Below are 16,563 nucleotides of genomic sequence, written 5' to 3'. Positions count from 1 at the left end.
TCGGCCGGCAAACTCTTTGCTGCTAAACTACGCGCCCTTCCGGGCAATGGCTATGTAGCTCAGCCGGTTAGAGCACGGCACTCATAATGCCGGGGTCGGTGGTTCGAGTCCACCCATAGCCACCATTCCTGCGCCGCGCAATCGGCGTCCAGGAACGTCTGAATCATTCAGCGTTTCCGCAGGGCATCGCAAGCAGCGTGTCCGCCAGCCAGGTCGTCAGCAATTCGGCCGCCCGTCGACCGGCATCCGCATCGACCCCGACGCGCGCCAGGGCTCCGCAACCGGCCGCGAAACTGCGGCCTTTCATCAGTGCCTTCAGCAGCGCCGCCTCGTCGAGCGGCAGGGTACGAAAATACACCCGCTCCTCGCGCCGCCAGATCAGGCAATCGACGCCTGCCGGCAGGCGCTGTGGCGGCTCCAGGGCCGTACCCTCCTGCAAGGCGCGCCAGGCCTGCGGCACGTTCCAGCGCAGGCGCAGCACCTGCACCCCGGGCGCAATGCGAAACCGCAGCCGCGGGAATTGCGCCGGCGGCACGCCGGCCAGGTCCGCCATCCTCAGGTGAGCCACGTCTGCGGCGTCGAAGGCCGCCAGCAGTGACCATTCAAAGATCGCCGTGGCGCGCAGCCAGGGCCGGCGGCGGTACCGCTCGTGATGCGCAAGGAAATCGGCCAGCGCATGGCCGAAATCGCGCAGCGTGAACGAGCGCGACGGACAAGCGGCGATGTAATCCGCTGCCAGGCGCGCAAAGCCGTCCTCGCCCAGCAAGCCGCACAGCAGCGGGAAATCAGCGGCCAGGGCCTCGGTCAGGCGCAGCCGGTAGGCGCTGTGGTAGACCGCCAGGCGCCGGGCGGCGGGAAACGGACCGCCGCCCACGATCAGCCCGGGCGCCAAGGCCTCGCCGGTCAGCACGTGGCCGGCGAGGGCGCGCTGAAAATCGGCCAGCGCGTTCACGCCGCTTCGCGCCGGGCGGCGATGGCACGCGCCCGGTCCAGCTCGGCGATCAGCTCCGGCAGCGGCGGGATGGCGTCGTCGCGTTCGAGCAGCGTTGCCGCCGCCGCAAATCGCTGCGCCGCCTGCGCGTAAAGGGCCCAGACGGCCTCGCAGACCGGCGCGTCGTGGGTGTCGATCTTGAAGCCGTCCACGTCGCGGTGACCGGCGATGTGCAGCTGCGCCACCCGCGCGGGCGGGATGGCCGCCAGATAGCGCAGCGGATCGAAGCCGTGGTTGCAGGCGGACACATAAACGTTGTTCACGTCGAGCAGCAGCAGGCAGTCGGTTTGCTCGGCCAGGGCGGCCAGGAACTCCCACTCGGTGAGGCTGTTGCCGGCGGCGGCGAGATACGTCGACGGGTTCTCCAGAACCAGCCGGCGCCGCAGCCGATCCTGCACCTGCCGCACGCGGCCGGCGACGTGGGCGAGGCTCTCCTCGGTGTACGGCAGCGGCAGCAGGTCGTGCAGGTTGACGCCGTCGACGCCGGTCCAGCACAGGTGATCCGACACCCAGGCCGGCTCGATGCGGTCGATCAGCGCCGCCAGGCGGTCCAGATAATCGCCAGCCAGCGGATCGATGCCACCGATCGACAGCGACACGCCGTGCAGCACCAGCGGAAAGTCGCGCCGCACGCGTTCCAGCACCGCCAGCGGCTTGCCGCCGGCGACCATGAAGTTCTCGGAAATCGCCTCGAACCAGTCGACGCCGGCCGGCGCCGCGGCCAGCAGGTCGGCAAAGTGTTCCTTGCGCAGGCCGAGGCCGAAGCCCAGCGGCGGTAACGCGGACATGGATCCTGCCCTAAACGCAGGACCGCGGCGCCGCCCCGGCCCGACCGCTCACTCGGACGCGACGGTGCCGCCGGCGGCCTTGCATTCCGCTTCGGTCATCGCCTTCACGCCCTTGCCCTTGCAGGCATTCTGGCCCTTGCAGGCATTGCTGGCGGTGGCGCAGTCGCTCTGACCCTTGCAGGCGTTCACACCCAGGCACTGCACCTTGGCGTCTTCGGCCTGGGCGCTCGCCGGTGCCAGGCCACCGGCGGCAAACAGTGCCGCCGCGGCGCCGGCGATCAGCAGACCCTGGGATTTACGTCCAGCCATGTCGGTTACTCCTTGGGAAGAATGAATGGGGAAACACCGCCCGGCAAAGGCGGCCAGGAAACCGCGGGCATGACCGCGGTCCGGGGCCTCAGATGCGTTGCCGGGGGCAACGTTACACGCTCGATGCAAATGGTAACTACGCCTGCCCCCAGGCGGCGCGCGAGTCTTTACGAGACAACCGCCATGTTAAAACCACGCTGGCAGGACAACCGGGCAGCGGCGCTGCGGGCGCTCGACGCGGCAAGCGCGAAATCGTCGCCGGGGATTTCAGCAACAACGAAGCACTGCCCGCGAACCGGCGCGGTCTTGACCCTGCGCCACCTGGGCGGCCAGCCGCTGGAGGAAAGATGTTGAAGACATCGTTGAAGTGCCGGCCGAGGTGGCGATGAGCGAAGCGTCCGCCGGGCGCTGTCCCTGGGCGCGCCGCGCGCTCGACATCGCCTATCACGACAGCGAATGGGGCGTGCCGCAGCATGACGATCGCCGGCTGTTCGAGTTCCTGATCCTGGAGGGTGCGCAGGCCGGCCTGTCCTGGTCGACCATCCTGAACAAGCGCCCGGCTTATCGGGCGGCGTATTGCGACTTCGACGTGGCACGCGTGGCGGCTTTCGACGACGCCGACCGGGCGCGGCTGCTGGCGGACGCCGGCATCGTGCGCAACCGGCTCAAGATCGATGCCTCGATCGGCAACGCGCGGGCGTTTCTTGCCGTGCAGGCCGAATTCGGCAGCTTCGACCGTTACCTGTGGCAGCAGGTGGACGGCCGGACGATCCACAACGTATGGCATGAAATGTCCGCCGTGCCGGCCCGCACGGTGCTGTCGGATGCCCTCTCCGCAGACCTGAAGCGGCGCGGCTTCCGTTTCGTCGGCAGCACCATCTGCTACGCCTACCTGCAGGCGGTCGGCGTGGTCAACGATCACCTGCAAAGCTGTCCCCGGTGGGCGGCGCTGGTCGGTCGCTGAACGAATCTTCGGCGACTCGCCGCGCCGGCAGCCGACTGCCGCCGCCCCATCGCGACCACGCTTGCGAGCCGGTGATGCGGGCGTTTTAATGCCCCCGCCCGGCGCGGGCCGGGTGTTTCCCGGTCCGCCGGCAACCCAAGCGGCAACTCAGGAGTAGTACCGTGAACGAATGCAACGGAGCTTTCAGGAAAGCCATCGCAGGGCTGCTCGCACTGCACATGGCTGCGTTCGGCCTGATCGCCAGCACCGCCCAGGCCGCCACCGTCAGCACGCAGATGCAGCTGTCGGCCGCTCAGGGCCAGGGGCTGCGTGACCAGGTCCTGCAGGCGCTGGCGCGCGACGACGTGCAGCAGCAACTGATCGCGCGCGGCGTGAATCCGGCCGATGCCCGCCAGCGCGTGGCCGCGCTCAGCGACAGCGAACTGGTGGACCTGCAGCAACACATGGATGCGCAGCCGGCGGGCAGTGGTGCGCTGGCCGTGGTTGGCGTGGTGGCCATCGTGTTGCTGGTGCTCGACCTGGCCGGCGTTCTGCACGTCTTCAACCGCAGATGACGTGCCGCAGCAGCGCCGGCCGGCCACCGCTCGTCTGGCCGGCGCTGCTGATGACCTTGGCGCTGGTCGGCTGCACCCATCTGCAAACGCACCAACCGGCGCTGTCCTCCGCCGCAGAGCTCACTGAAACGCCGTTTTTCCCGCAACGCGAGTTCGAATGCGGGCCTGCCGCACTGGCGACCGTTCTGGGCGCCTCCGGAGTGCCGGTCGCGGCTGACGACTTGAGCCGTGAGGTCTACCTGCCGGGCCGCCGCGGCAGCCTGCAGGCGGAGATGCTGGCCGCCACCCGGCGCCACGGCCGAATCGCCTATCCGGTCCAGGGCCTGGCCGATGTGGTGCCGCAGCTGCAGGCCGGCTTGCCGGTGGTCGTGCTGCAGCGCCTGGGCGTCTGGCCACTGCAGACTTGGCACTACGCCGTCGTGATCGGCTTCGATTCCGCGCGGCGCGAGCTGGTGCTGCGCTCCGGCACCGAACGCCGTCTCGTCACCGGCCTGGACCCGTTCCTGCGCAGCTGGGAGCCGGGCGGCAACTGGGCGTTCGTGGCCCTGCAACCGGGTCGGTTGCCGGCGCAGGCCGATGCCCAGCGTTACCTGGCGGCGGTCGCCGCTGCCGAAGCATCGCTGCCGGTCGGGCAGCGCGTGGCGGCCTACCGCGCAGCCACGGCGGTCTGGCCGGCGCTGGCCACCGCCCACTTCGCGCTCGGCAACAGCCTGTACGCGCAGCGCATGCAGGCCACCGCCGAGGCGAGCTGGCGCATGGCAATCGTCCTGCAGCCGGGACATGCCGGCGCCATCAACAATCTGGCCGAACTGCTGGCCCGCAGCGGGCGCCGTGGTGAGGCGCGGACCCTGCTGGACCGGGCGCTGGCCAGGCGCCTGGAACCTGAGAGCCTGCGCCCGGTGCTGCAGCAGACGCGCCTGGAGCTGGCCGGCTCTCAGTCGGCGGCCGTCGCCCGCTCGAAGAAGGCCCGATAGCGCCCGCGCAAAAGTGCCTTGTTGAACTTGCCGACGGTGGTCTTGGCGATGTCGTCCACCGCCAGGCAGTCCGGCAGCATCCAGCGCGGCAGGTGGCCGGCCAGGTGCTCGCGCAGCGCCGCCGGGTCGATCACCTGACCCGGCCGGGCGGTGACCAGCGCCAGTGGCCGTTCGCCAAAGGTCGGGTGCGGCACGCCGATCACGCACACCTCGGCCACCGACGGGTGCTCCGAGAGGGCGTGCTCCAGGGTCAGGGCCGGAATCCACTCGCCGCCGGACTTGATCATGTCCTTGGTGCGCCCGACGAACGCGATGCTGGCATCGGCAAAGCGCACGCCGACGTCGCCGGTGCGCAGCCAGCCGTCGGCGGTGAACAGCGCCCGGGTAGTGGATTCGTCGCGGAAGTACTCGCCGATCACGTGCCAGCCCTTGAGCTGGATCTCGCCGGTCTCGACGCCGTCGGCGGCCACCGGCGCGCCGTCCTCGCGCACCACGCGCACCTGCGCGCCGACGATCGGCAGGCCGCAGTTCTCCTCCAGCATGCGCGTGAAGGCGGCGTCCGGGTCGGCGCCGGCCAGCTCGTCGTAAAACGCCGCCGTGTGGTCGGCCAGCGACTCGGCCATGCCGTGCCCGCCGCAGCGCAGCTTCACGCCCATGGCCAGGAAGCGCTGCGCCATTTCGCGCGGCACGATGTCGCCGCCGAAGCCTACGTAGCGCAGGCTGGACAGGTCGTGATCGCGCTCGGCGGCGGCGGCCAGCACCAGCTTGCCCAGCACCGGGTTGGCCATCAGCCGGGTCACGCGCTCATCGGCCACCAGCCGCGCCACCGCGTGACCGTCCGGGTGCACGCCGGGCAGCACCAGCTTGGCGCCGGCGATCATGCCGTCCATCGGCAGGTTGAAGGCGTGGGCGTGGAACATCGGCGGGATGATCAGCAGCACGTCGTCGCCGCGGTACGGGCCCAGCGACTGCGCGGATTGCCGTGTCAGCGCCCGCAGCACCAGGAAGCGGTTCGAGTATGGACAGCCCTTGGGCCGGCCGGTGGTGCCGCCGGTGAAGCTCACGCACACGGTGGCGTTCTCGTCCACGTCGTCAGGGAAGGCGTAGTCGGCGGGCGCCGTGGCCAGTTCGCTTTCGTAATCGAACAGCGGCGCGAGCCTTGTGGCCGGTGCCGGCCCGTCGCCCAGCAGCAGGAAGGCGCGCACGGTATTGGCGCCGGCCGCCACCAGTTGCTCGGCCAGCGGCAGCAGCTCGGGATCGACCGCCAGCACGCGCACCTGCGCCAGGTTGCAGGTGTAGACCAGGGCCTCCACGTCGAGACGGAAGTTCAGGGCCAGGTAGATCGAGCCCTTGCAGATGGTCGCGTAGTCGATTTCGAGGTGGCGGTGGGTGTTCCAGCCCAGAACGCCGACGGTTTCGCCGCGCCCGGCACCCAGCCGGTCCAGCACCTGTGCGGCGCGCTGCAGGCGCTGGTGGAAATCGGCATAGGTGTAGGCAAAGCGTCCTTCGCCGGCCGTGCGGGCGACGATCTCGCGGCGCGGGAAGCAAATCGCAGCGCGCTCGACGATGTGTTTTACGAGCAAGGGTTCCATGCCTGTTCTCCTTCCTGTTCCTGATCTGTTTTTCGTCAATGCGATGGCACAAAGCGCCGGCAACCGGCGCCGCGCGGGCTGCTAAACTGCGCCCCCCGCAAGTGAACGCCCGTTCGTGGGCGCACTTCTACACCCCAAGACCACGCCAAAACAACGCAGCCGGGGAGCAGGACATGAGCACCATCTGGGTCGACATGCTGGGCGTGCCGTTTCGGCAGACTTTCTATCAGGCCGGCGGCTACCGCACGCGCGCCATCGAGTGCGGCGATGGCCCGCCGCTGATCTTCCTGCACGGCACCGGCGGCCATGCCGAGGCCTACATGCGCAATCTGGCCGCGCACGCCAAGCATTTCCACGTCTACGCCATCGACATGCTCGGCCACGGCTATACCGACCACTACGACGGCGACTACACCATGCAGGTGTGGTCCGACCACCTGCTGGCCTTCATGGACGCCGTCGGTGCCGACAGCGCGTGTCTTTCGGGCGAATCCCTGGGCGCCATGGTGTCGGCCTGGACCGCCATCCGCCAGCCGCAGCGGGTCAAGAAGCTGGTGCTGAACACTGGCATCCTGGCGCCGCCCAACGCCAAGGGCAAACAGGAACTGATCGACGCCCTGGAGCGGTCCAAGAAAGCCGCTGGCAACCTGACCATGGATGCGGTTCGCGCGCGCATGGCCTGGCTGATGGCCGAACCGGACAAGACCCTCACCGACGAGGTGGTGGCCATCCGCTATGCCATCTATGCGCAGCCGGGCATGCAGCAGCACATGGGCAAGATCGCCGTGTCCACACTGGGCCGGGTGGTGGACGACGCCTGGACCGCGCAGTGGATGCGACCCGAGCTGATGAAGGACATCCAATGTCCAACCCTGGTGCTGTGGACGCGCCACAATCCCGGCCAGCCGGTGGAACTGGCCCAGGAGGCCATGCGCCACATTCCGGACGCCCGCCTGGTGGTGCTGGAGCACAGCGCCCACTGGCCGCAGTGGGAAGAGCCGGAGCTGTTCAACCAGCTGCATCTCGATTTTCTGCGGGCTTGAGCGCCCAACGCATTTGCACCGGAGAGGAAACCCATGAGTCTGCACACGCTCGGCTATGTCGGCTTCAACGCCACCGATCTGGACGACTGGCGCCTGTACGCCACCGGCGTGCTGGGCATGCAGGCGGTCGATCAGACCGCCGATGCGCTGCGCCTGCGCATGGACGGCAAGCACCACCGCTTTGCCATCCACAAGTCGGCCACGCCTGGCTTTGCCTACAGCGGCTGGGACGTCGGCACGCGCGCCGAACTCGAGCGCCTGACGGCCGAGCTGACGGCGCTGGGCTATCCGGCGGCTGAAGGCACCGAAGCGGAGCGTGCGTTCCGCAGGGTGGTGGATCTGCGCGTGTTCACCGACCCGGGCGGCAACCGGGTGGAGCTGTTCTATGGCCAGCTCAGCGGCTGCCCGTTCACGCCGGCGCGCCAGTTCGGCGGCTTCAAGACCGGCGAGCTGGGTCTCGGGCACGTGGTGTTCATGACCCGCTCGGTCGAGGCCATGATGGCTTTCTACGCCGTCATCGGGCTCAAGATGTCCGACTACATCTTCATCAAGCCGGTGCAGTCCATGGCCTATTTCATGCATCTGAACGCGCGTCACCACAGCCTTGCGCTGCTGGGTGGCCCGCAGGACGTGTTCCACCACATCATGATCGAGGCGAACTCGCTCGACGACGTCGGCATGGCCAACGAACTGGCCCTGCGCCAGGGCCGCACGGTGACCATGTCGCTGGGCAAGCACACCAACGACGAGGTGGTTTCGTTCTACACGATGACCCCGTCGGGCTTCGAACTGGAATACGGTTGCGGCGGGCGCACCATCGACGATCAGGAAAGCTGGCAGGTGGTCGAGTACGACGACATCAGCTTCTGGGGCCACCTCGGTCCGCTGCGCCCGCCGGTGTGAGGCCCGGCGATCGGTCCGTGCGGGCCGGGCGGCGCTAGAATGCACGCCGTTGCCGCCATGCCTGCGAGGGCTATCACCATGAACCCCGCCGACTCCGATTCCGACTCCCTGTTCGACGACGTTGCCGACCGCGTGGTCGCTCTGGGCAACGAGTTCCTGGACGCCAACCCGGAGGCCGATGCCTGGGAAATCGCGTCCGGCATGCTGTCCGGGATCGTGCATTTCTGGCTGTATACGCATCAGCCCTGCGCCGACCCGTCGTGCCGCTCCTGCGCCGAGATGGCCACCGCCGAAATGCGCCTGCAGCAGCTGCTCGGCGAGGCGCGCGAATCGGCCGAGGACAGCTCGTATTTCCACTCACCCTTCGACCGCAACGTCGGCAATGCCTGAGCGGGCAACCGACCGCCTGAACGCCGGCAAGGCCTGCCTGCCAGGCCTGTTGTTGCTTTCGCTGCTGCTCACCGGCTGCATGAAAGAGCCGGTCGTTCCGCTGCCGCCTGCGGCACCCAAGATCGCCGCGCCAGCGCGCGCGGCATCGCCCGGCCCGCAGCTGATCTTCGATCTGGCGCCTGCGCAACAGGTGCTCGGCACGACCCAGGTGACGCGCGTACGCGGCGACGAGACTCTGCTCGACATCGCCAGGCGCTTTCACCTGGGCTACGACGAGATGGAATGGGCCAATCGCGGCGTGGATGTGTGGTTGCCCGGAGACGGTCGCGAGGTCGTGTTACCGGTGGCACAGATACTGCCGGACGCACCGCGCAGCGGGCTGGTCGCCAATGTCGCGGCCCGGCGGCTGTTTCATTTCCTGCCACCGGATGCCGCCGGCAGGCGGCGGGTGGTGAGCTATCCCATCGGCGTGGGCCGCGAGGAGTATCCGACGCCTCTTGGCACTACGCGCGTGACCCGCAAGCGGGCCTACCCGGACTGGCGCGTGCCAGCCTCCGTGCGCAGGGCGCATGCGCTGCGTGGTGACCCCTTGCCGGCCGTGGTGCCAGGCGGGCCGGACAACCCGATCGGCACGCACGTGCTGGATCTGGGATGGCCGACCTACATCATTCACAGCACCAACAAACCGTCCGGTACCGGACTGCGGGTCACCCACGGCTGCCTGCAGCTGTATCCGGAGGACATCACCCGGCTGTACGACCAGGCGGAGGTCGGCTCCGATCTGACCGTCGTGGATCAACCCATCCTGGCCGGCTGGCAGGGCGACCAGCTGCTGCTGGAGGTGCACCGGCCGCTGGAAGAACATGCCATGACGGCTAGCGCCGGCGAAGCCGTCGCCGCGGTTGCCATCCGCAAGGCGCTGGCTGCCCGGGGCCGCAGCGACGCCGACGTCGACTGGGGCCGCGTGCGTACCTACGTGCAGGCGCAGCCCGGATATCCGCTGCCGGTGCTGCGCGAGGCACCGGACCAAAGCGCCTATCTGGCCACGGCCCCGTTGTATGCCGCGCCGGCCCAGCAGGCGCTCGCGCCGCCAGCACCGACTCCGCCACAGGATGCCTGGTATCTGGACCTGGGCGACTACAGCGGCGAGAACAATGCCCGCAAGCTGGTGGCGCAGCTGCGACACCTGGGTCCGCCGGTACCGGCCTCGCACCGGCCATTCGCCGGCCGCCATCAGGTAACCGCCGGACCATTCGACGATCGCCAGCACGCCGAACGCGTCGCCCGTCGCATCCAGGTGGAGCTTGGCCTGCGCGGCGAAATCAAGGCGCCGACCGACACCGGCGCCTAGGCTTTAGCGCCTCACCGCACCCGTTGGCGGGGCGGGCCGGAAAGCCGGATCGCTCTCATGCCGCACCTTCCGGCGGCGCGCCGACCGGCTTCGAACGCTCGCTTTCCCGGGCCGCTGCCGCCCCGTTGATGATGGCCAGCTGCCGTGACAAGGCCACCAGCTGGCCGGCGCTGTCCCACAGTTCACCGTCCTCATGCAGCAATCCGCCGGTGACGTGGCGGGTGACGAAGCGCGCCCGCAGCAGGCCGGGCGCCGGCACGCGGTGCACGTGCACCGTCAGTTCCACCGTCGGCACCCAGCCGCTGAAGCCCACCCGCCGAAACAGCGGTGGCGGCAGTGCGTCGGCAAACAGGGGCAGCGAGAACACATCCGGATCGGCGCCGTCAGCGAAGCCCAGCCAGGCGCGAAGCTGCGTGTCGGCCGCCGGATCGCCGCTGTGCCAGTGGCTGGCGGTGGCCGGGTCCAAACGCGCGAGTATCCGGTCGTGAATGGCAACTGGATACGGTGTGAGTCCCGCCATCGGCACGCAAGCGGCAACTTCGGATATCTCGGGCGGTGATACTGTGGTCAGGTCGATGCCGGTGCTGAGGGCAAAATCGGTAAAGGCGCCCGTGAAGCGCACCCGTTCCTGGTCGCCCTGCACCAGCCGCGCCGTCGCCACGCTGATCCGGCGCCCACGGCGGATGATCTGGGTTTCTATGCGTACCGGGCCGGCTTCGGTGGGGGCCAGGTAATGGCCGGTCATGCTCGCCGGATGCGGCAGGTCGAGCGCCGCGGCCAGCGCCCGGCACGCAACCGCCATGACATAGCCGCCGTTGGGCACGGCGCCGATGGCCCAGGCGGCGGACAGCTCGCCCTCATACACGCCCTTTCCGGCGTGCACGAAGCGGCTGTCGTGTTCGAACTGACTGCTCCCGGCCGGATTCATCCGCGACTGCTCCCGATGCGATGGCTGGCTTGTCCTTCCGGCCAATGGCCGCGGATCGGCATGCCGGACAATGCCCTCATTGTGCCTGTATCGAAATCGGCTGGCCGGCGCGGGCGGCCTGCGGATAGCGCGCTCCGGGAAACGTCCCCGGTCCACGAGGGAGCTGAGTTTGTCGTCGTACGAGGGCCATCGGCAGCACTGGCGGATCCTATTTGCGGATACGGCCGTGCGCACGGGTGAAAGCCTGTCCGAGCGCCTGGCGTCGACCGCCACGGTTGCCATCGATCTGCATCCGGTCGACGCCCAGCACCTGTCTGCGGCGCTGCAGACCATCAAGGCTGACGCCGTGCTCCTGGCCGCCTGGTCCCTGGATGGGCTGACGCGCGCGCTGCCGGATTGCGACCTGGCCACACTCGCCCCTGAGCTGCCTTTGCTGCTGGTGCTGGACGAGCCGCCCGACGAGGCCAGCGTGCTCGACGACCGATTGCCGACCGGCTGCGTCTGGCTGCGGCGTGATTTCGGCCGCGGCGAGCTGCTGGCCGCGCTCAGGCAGGCGCAGATCAACCTGGCCTTCGCGGCCAATCCGGACGGCGTGCTGCTGCTGGAAGCGGATCAGCGGGTCGCCCTGGCAAACCCAGCCGCCGGTCGACTGCTGGGCAAGACCCAGGCCGATCTGCACGGCCACCAATTGAACCTGAACGGCGATCGCCAGGGACTCCAGGAATGGACCGCGCCCGACGGCCGCACGCTGGAGTGGAAAATCCGCCCGCTACCGCAGGCCGGCGGCGCCGCGGTGGTGAGTCTGCACGATGCGACCGAGCGGCGTGCGGCCGCCCGGGCGCTGGAGTTTCGCGCCGAACACGACACACTGACCGGGCTTCCCAACGCGGTGCGCCTGCACCAGGAGCTCGACTCGGCACTGGCGCGTGCCGATCGCGACAGCGGTCGGGTGGCGGTGCTGTATCTGGATCTGGACGGTTTCAAGCAGATCAACGACACCTTCGGCCACGACGTCGGCGACGCCGTGCTGGTCGCTGTGGCGCAACGCCTGACCGCGGTACGCCGTTCGGGCGAGCTGCTGGCGCGGGTGGGTGGAGATGAACTGGTGATGCTGGCCGAAAGCTTTCCACCCGGATTCGAAAGCCGCATCGCCGAGCGTGTACTCGGCGCGCTCGATGCCCCGCTGCAGGCCGCCGGCCGCACGTTGCAGCTGGGTCTTAGCATCGGCGTTGCGGTGTATCCGGATCATGCCAGTGACGCCGAGGGATTGTTGCGGGTGGCCGATGAAGCCATGTACGCGGCCAAGCGCAGCGGGCGCGGCGCCTACCGCGTGGCTTCGACACACGCCGACGCCGTCTCGCAGCGCCGTCAGGAACTCACGGCCGGCCTCAAGCAGGGCTTGCTGCGCGGCGAGTTCGAACTGCTCTACCAGCCACTGCTGGATCTGCAGCGCGCGCGTTTCGTCGGTGCGGAGGCGCTGCTGCGCTGGCATCGACCGGGCGTTGGCGTGTTGCATCCGGCGCAGTTTCTGGACGTTGCCGAAACCAGCGGGTTGATCCTTGAGATCGGCGACTGGGTTTTGGACCGCCTGTGCGCGCAACTGGCGCAGTGGCGCTGGGTGCTGGGCGAGGATTTCTTTGTCTGCGCCAACCTGTCGGCCGCGCAGCTGCGGCGCGCCGATTTTGCCGGCCGTTTCCGGCGCGTGCTGCACAGCCACGGCCTGACCAGCGCCGCCGTGCGCCTGGAAGTGAGCGAAAGCATCATGGCGCAGGAACTGGGCCGCGCGCTCGGTGACGTGACCGCGGCCACCGACATGTATCTCGCGGTCGACGATGTCAGCCAAGGCATGCTGTCGCTGCGCAACATAAGCAGCCTGCCCATCCGCAGCCTGAAGCTAGACCACAGCCTGGTTGCCGGCCTGCCGCACGACACCCTGAGCACCCAGCTGGTGGAGGCGCTGATCGCCATCGGACGAACCTTTGGCCTGTCAGTGGTTGCCGAAGGCGTCGAGAACGCGGAACAACTCCAGTTTCTGCGCCAGCGCGGCTGTGATTACTGTCAGGGATTCCTGCTCAGCGCGCCGGTGGCCGCCGCCGACCTGCCCGCGCTGGTGAGCACCCCGGAACTGCTGCGCGGGCTGCTGCCGGCACTGCCCTGAAGCCCCGGCAGCGGTCGACCGCGCGCGTCCAGGCGTGCCCGCCAGTAGGGTTCATCGAGCCGACTGCGCATGACCACCTTGCCGCTCGAGGGTGCGTGCACGAACTCGCCGTCGCCGTAATAAATGCCGACATGACTGATGGCGCCATTGATACGGAAAAACAGCAGGTCGCCGATGGCCAGCGCGCCTTCGGCCACGGGCTGCGTGGCCGCCCGCTGCGCATCGGCCGTGCGCGGCAGATCCAGGCCCAGCAGGCGATAGGAATACCTGACTAGGCCGCTGCAGTCGAAACCTTCACGCGGCCGATCGCCGCCGGCGCGATACGGCGTGCCGATCATCGATGCCGCTATTTCGGCCGCCAGCAGGTTGTCCTGGTAGGGAGCTGCGGGCGGGGCAGCCAAGCCGGTTCGCGCCGGTGCGTGGCCGCATCCGGCCAGCCCGAGGGTGGCCAGCCACAACACCAACAACGCGCCCGCCCACGACCGCCCGCCACCGCCGAAGGAAGCCCGCCGCGGCAGGCACGAGCATGCAACAGGCCCTGCCTCAGCCACCACCGATGGCGGGCACGAACTGGACGTCACTGTGTTCCTTGATCGGCTGGAACAGGCCAAGGCTGGTGACGTAGCCGTCGACCGCCACGGCAACGCCCGGTTTCAGGCGGCCATCGTCCTGCACGATGGCCGCCTTCAGTCCGGGATAGGTCTGGTCTAGCCGGGACACGAGCTCGCGCACCGTGCTGCCGGGCGCCTGAACCACCGCCTCGCCACCTGTCAGGTGCTGCAGGGTGGCGGGGATCCAGACGCTCGCCATTCCGGTCTCAGGCCACCTTCACCGAGGCGTGCTTGCCTTCCTTGGCCCACAGGGCTTCCAGGACCGCACCGGGCGCCATCGGCAGGGTGGTCATGCGCACGCCCACGGCGTTGTAGATGGCATTGGCAACCGCTGCCGGCGGCGGCACGATCGGCACCTCGCCGGCACCGCGGATGCCGAACGGATGGCCCGGATTGGGGGTCTCCAGGATGACGGTGTCGATCATCGGTACGTCCAGCGCGGTCGGCATGCGGTAATCGAGCAGGCTGGCGTTGGCCAGGCGGCCGTCCTTGTTGTACCAGTAGCCCTCGCTGAGCGCCCAGCCGAGGCCCTGCACGGCGCCGCCCTGCATCTGCCCGGCCACATAGTCCGGATGCACGGCCTTGCCGACGTCCTGGAAGGCGGTGAAGCGCAGGATCTGCACCTTGCCGGTTTCCGGGTCCACTTCCACGTCGCAGATGTTGGCGGCGATCTGGAAGCCGACGCCATGCGGGTTGGCAGTGAAATCGGCCGAGATCGGCCCGCCGGTCTCGTCCATGCGCGCCGCCACTTCCTTGAAGTGCATGCGCCGGTGCGGGTCGTTGCGGTCGACGAAATCGGCCACGCCGGCGGTCTCCACCGTGCAGTCGACGTCGGCGACATCGACCTCCCAGATCATCGCCACGCGCTTTTTCATTTGCTCGAGCACCAGCTGCGCCGCCTTGATGATGGCGTAGCCGGTGGCGAAGGTCGTGCGGCTGCCGACCGACTGGAAGGTGTAGCCGATGGAGTCGGTATCGGACACGCTGGAGCTGATGTCGCTCAGCGGCACGCCCAGCGCCTCGGCCGCCTGCATGGCCAGGGTCATGCGCGTGCCGGACAGGTCAGCCGAGCCGGTGGCCAGGTTGATGGTGCCGTCGGCGTTGACGTGGATCTCACAGCTGGAGGTCAGACCCGCGCCGAACCAGAAGGCGTAGGAAACGCCGCGACCGCGGTTCGGGCCGCCCAGCGGTGCCGTGTAGTGCGGGTGCTTCTTGACCGCCTGCAGCATCTCGACGGTACCGATCGGCGGCACCGGCATGCCGATGATCAGGCGATCGCCTGCGACGGTGGCGTTCTTGAGGCGAAAGTCGATCGGATCCAGGCCGCATTTCTCGGCCAGCTCGTCGATCACCGTCTCGACCACGAAGTTCGCCTGGGTGGCGCCGGGTGCACGGTACGGCTTGATCTTGGGCTTGTTCAGCATCACGTCGTAGCCGTCGATGACCACGTTCGGGATGTTGTAGCGGGTCAGCGCACACAGGGCGCCGGGCGCGATCGGGCCACCCGGGTAGGCGCCGGCCTCGAACAGCAGGTACAGGTCGGCCGCAACCAGCGTACCGTCCTTCTTGCAGCCGATCTTCACGCGGCAGTAAGTGCCCGAACTCGGGCCGGTGGCCTTGAGCACCTCGGCGCGGGTCATGGCCATCTTCACCGGACGGCCGGTCTTCTTGGCCAGCAGCGCCGCCAGGGGATCCAGATAGACCACGTCCTTGCCACCGAAACCGCCGCCGATCTCCATCGGGATGACGCGGATCTGCGACAGCTGCAGGTTCAGGATGGAAGCCAGAAAATCGCGAATCGCAAACGCGCCCTGGGTCGAGGTCCACACCGTCAGGTGCTGGTCGCTGTCCCAGCGGCAGGTGGTGATGTGCGACTCGATGTAGCCCTGGTGCACGGTGGCGGTGGTGTATTCCCGCTCCACCACGATGTCGGCATCCTTGAAGCCCTGCTCCACGTCACCGGCCGCCAGCTGCAGGCGCCCGGCATTGGGCAGCGCCTTTTGGGTCGGGAACAGGAAGGCGCCGGGCACGTAGTCGTCGTGCAGCACCACCGCGCCGTCCTTGACCGCCTCGCGCACATCCTGGATGAACGGCAGGATCTCGTACTCGACCTCGACCAGCGCCGCGGCTTCCTCGGCCACGTGCGGATTCTCGGCCGCCACGGCGGCCACGGCGTGGCCGTCGTAGAACACGGTGTGCTTGGCGATGCAGTTGTCGGCGATGTCCTGCATGCTAACGCTGCCGCCCTCGCCGGCCGCCACCACGGCCTGGTTCAGCGGCGGAAAATCCGCACCGGTGATGACCGCCTTGACGCCCGGCAGGGCCATCGCCTTGCTGATGTCGATGCGCTTGATGCGAGCGTGCGGATGCGGGCTGCGCACTACCTTGCCGTGCAGCATGTCCGGCAGGTGCACGTCGTCGCCAAACTTGGCCTGGCCGGTGACCTTGTCGATACCGTCGCGGCGTACCGGAGTCGTACCCAGCACACGCCACTGACGGGGTTTGTATTCGGGTTCCATGTTCATTACGCAGCCTCCATTGCCTTACTGGCTTTCAGGACCGCCCTCACCAGCTTGTCATAGCCGGTGCAGCGACACAGGTTGCCGGCCAGCCACAGACGAACCTCGTCCTCGGATGGATTGGGTGTTTTTTGCAGCAGCGCCTTGGACGCCATCAGGAAGCCCGGCGTGCAGATTCCGCACTGCATGCCGGTTTCTTCCAGAAACGCCTGCTGCAAGGGGTGCAGATTGTCGGCGGTGCCAAGGCCCTCGACGGTCTCGATGGTGCGGCCCTGTGCCTCGACGCCCAGCACACAGCAGGAATTCACCAGCACGCCGTCGAGCAGGACGCTGCAGGCGCCGCAGTTGCCGTCGTTGCAGCCTTCCTTGGTGCCGGTCATGTGCACCACGTCGCGCAGGGATTCGAGCAGGCTCTGCCGCGGCTCGACCAGAAATTCCAGCGCTTCGCCATTGAGGGTTGTTTCGACGTGTGTTTTCTTTGCCATGGC

At 68.4% G+C, this 16,563-nt stretch carries 17 protein-coding genes and 1 tRNA gene; 9 read left to right on the top strand and 9 right to left on the bottom strand.

Annotated elements, in window-relative coordinates:
• Positions 1-48: 48 nt before the first annotated feature.
• A tRNA-Met gene (locus H5U26_RS01840) sits at positions 49-125 on the top strand.
• Positions 126-163: 38 nt separating this feature from the next.
• Here the strand turns inward: H5U26_RS01840 and H5U26_RS01835 are convergent.
• Genes H5U26_RS01835 through H5U26_RS01825 form a run of 3 tightly spaced genes read right to left on the bottom strand, consistent with a single transcriptional unit; the run spans position 164 to position 2,088 of the window.
• Complete coding sequence (locus H5U26_RS01835; protein ID WP_290616065.1) at positions 164-952, bottom strand: DNA-binding domain-containing protein; 789 nt, start codon at positions 950-952, stop codon at positions 164-166.
• Positions 949-1,779 (bottom strand): DUF692 domain-containing protein, encoded by an 831-nt coding sequence (locus tag H5U26_RS01830; protein WP_290616063.1) that lies wholly within the window; start codon positions 1,777-1,779, stop codon positions 949-951. The genes H5U26_RS01835 and H5U26_RS01830 overlap by 4 nt, the downstream gene beginning before the upstream one ends.
• Before the next feature lie 48 nt (positions 1,780-1,827).
• Positions 1,828-2,088, bottom strand: a complete 261-nt coding sequence (locus H5U26_RS01825; protein WP_290616061.1) for a hypothetical protein — start codon at positions 2,086-2,088, stop codon at positions 1,828-1,830.
• Positions 2,089-2,473: 385 nt separating this feature from the next.
• Between H5U26_RS01825 and H5U26_RS01820 the strand changes: the two genes are divergently transcribed.
• From H5U26_RS01820 to H5U26_RS01810, 3 genes are all read left to right on the top strand, one after another.
• Positions 2,474-3,052, top strand: a complete 579-nt coding sequence (locus tag H5U26_RS01820; protein ID WP_290616059.1) for a DNA-3-methyladenine glycosylase I — start codon at positions 2,474-2,476, stop codon at positions 3,050-3,052.
• A gap of 161 nt (positions 3,053-3,213) precedes the next feature.
• The gene (locus H5U26_RS01815; RefSeq protein ID WP_290616057.1) at positions 3,214-3,606 is read left to right on the top strand and encodes a PA2779 family protein; all 393 of its coding nucleotides are present in this window, start codon (positions 3,214-3,216) and stop codon (positions 3,604-3,606) included.
• A 50-nt stretch (positions 3,607-3,656) separates the two neighbouring features.
• On the top strand, positions 3,657-4,580 hold the full coding sequence (locus H5U26_RS01810; protein ID WP_290616055.1) for a PA2778 family cysteine peptidase: 924 nt from the start codon (positions 3,657-3,659) through the stop codon (positions 4,578-4,580).
• On the opposite strand, the gene H5U26_RS01805 is transcribed toward H5U26_RS01810, so the two are convergent.
• Entirely contained in the window at positions 4,541-6,172 is a 1,632-nt protein-coding gene (locus H5U26_RS01805; RefSeq protein WP_290616053.1) for an AMP-binding protein, read from the bottom strand. The genes H5U26_RS01810 and H5U26_RS01805 overlap by 40 nt on opposite strands.
• A 173-nt stretch (positions 6,173-6,345) precedes the next feature.
• Here H5U26_RS01805 and H5U26_RS01800 point away from each other — a divergent pair, with 173 nt between their 5' ends.
• From H5U26_RS01800 to H5U26_RS01785, 4 genes are all read left to right on the top strand, one after another.
• Complete coding sequence (locus H5U26_RS01800) at positions 6,346-7,215, top strand: alpha/beta hydrolase (RefSeq protein ID WP_290616051.1); 870 nt, start codon at positions 6,346-6,348, stop codon at positions 7,213-7,215.
• Positions 7,216-7,248: 33 nt separating this feature from the next.
• Complete coding sequence (locus H5U26_RS01795; RefSeq protein WP_290616049.1) at positions 7,249-8,118, top strand: VOC family protein; 870 nt, start codon at positions 7,249-7,251, stop codon at positions 8,116-8,118.
• A 78-nt stretch (positions 8,119-8,196) separates the two neighbouring features.
• On the top strand, positions 8,197-8,508 hold the full coding sequence (locus H5U26_RS01790; protein WP_290616047.1) for a hypothetical protein: 312 nt from the start codon (positions 8,197-8,199) through the stop codon (positions 8,506-8,508).
• Positions 8,501-9,859: a L,D-transpeptidase family protein gene (locus tag H5U26_RS01785; protein WP_290616045.1), complete on the top strand. Its 1,359-nt coding sequence runs from the start codon at positions 8,501-8,503 to the stop codon at positions 9,857-9,859. The genes H5U26_RS01790 and H5U26_RS01785 overlap by 8 nt, the downstream gene beginning before the upstream one ends.
• Positions 9,860-9,914: 55 nt before the next feature.
• Here the strand turns inward: H5U26_RS01785 and H5U26_RS01780 are convergent, their stop codons facing one another.
• On the bottom strand, positions 9,915-10,787 hold the full coding sequence (locus H5U26_RS01780) for a thioesterase family protein (RefSeq protein WP_290616044.1): 873 nt from the start codon (positions 10,785-10,787) through the stop codon (positions 9,915-9,917).
• Between the two features lie 226 nt (positions 10,788-11,013).
• On the opposite strand from H5U26_RS01780, the gene H5U26_RS01775 reads away from it, so the two are divergent.
• Entirely contained in the window at positions 11,014-12,945 is a 1,932-nt protein-coding gene (locus tag H5U26_RS01775) for an EAL domain-containing protein (RefSeq protein WP_290616043.1), read from the top strand.
• Here H5U26_RS01775 and H5U26_RS01770 read toward each other — a convergent pair.
• From H5U26_RS01770 to H5U26_RS01755, 4 genes are all read right to left on the bottom strand, one after another.
• The gene (locus H5U26_RS01770; protein ID WP_290616042.1) at positions 12,846-13,346 is read right to left on the bottom strand and encodes a C40 family peptidase; all 501 of its coding nucleotides are present in this window, start codon (positions 13,344-13,346) and stop codon (positions 12,846-12,848) included. The two genes, H5U26_RS01775 and H5U26_RS01770, sit on opposite strands and share 100 nt — an antisense overlap.
• 142 nt (positions 13,347-13,488) lie before the next feature.
• Positions 13,489-13,755, bottom strand: a complete 267-nt coding sequence (locus tag H5U26_RS01765; protein WP_290616041.1) for a MoaD/ThiS family protein — start codon at positions 13,753-13,755, stop codon at positions 13,489-13,491.
• Positions 13,756-13,762: 7 nt separating this feature from the next.
• Positions 13,763-16,081, bottom strand: a complete 2,319-nt coding sequence (locus tag H5U26_RS01760; RefSeq protein ID WP_290616039.1) for a xanthine dehydrogenase family protein molybdopterin-binding subunit — start codon at positions 16,079-16,081, stop codon at positions 13,763-13,765.
• The gene (locus H5U26_RS01755) at positions 16,081-16,560 is read right to left on the bottom strand and encodes a (2Fe-2S)-binding protein (protein ID WP_290616037.1); all 480 of its coding nucleotides are present in this window, start codon (positions 16,558-16,560) and stop codon (positions 16,081-16,083) included. Before H5U26_RS01755 ends, H5U26_RS01760 begins: the two co-directional genes overlap by 1 nt.
• Between the last annotated feature and the right edge of the window lie 3 nt (positions 16,561-16,563).

It is taken from the genome of Immundisolibacter sp. (genome assembly GCF_014359565.1).
Taxonomy (GTDB): domain Bacteria; phylum Pseudomonadota; class Gammaproteobacteria; order Immundisolibacterales; family Immundisolibacteraceae; genus Immundisolibacter.
This window is presented reverse-complemented; position numbering and strand designations above follow the sequence as displayed.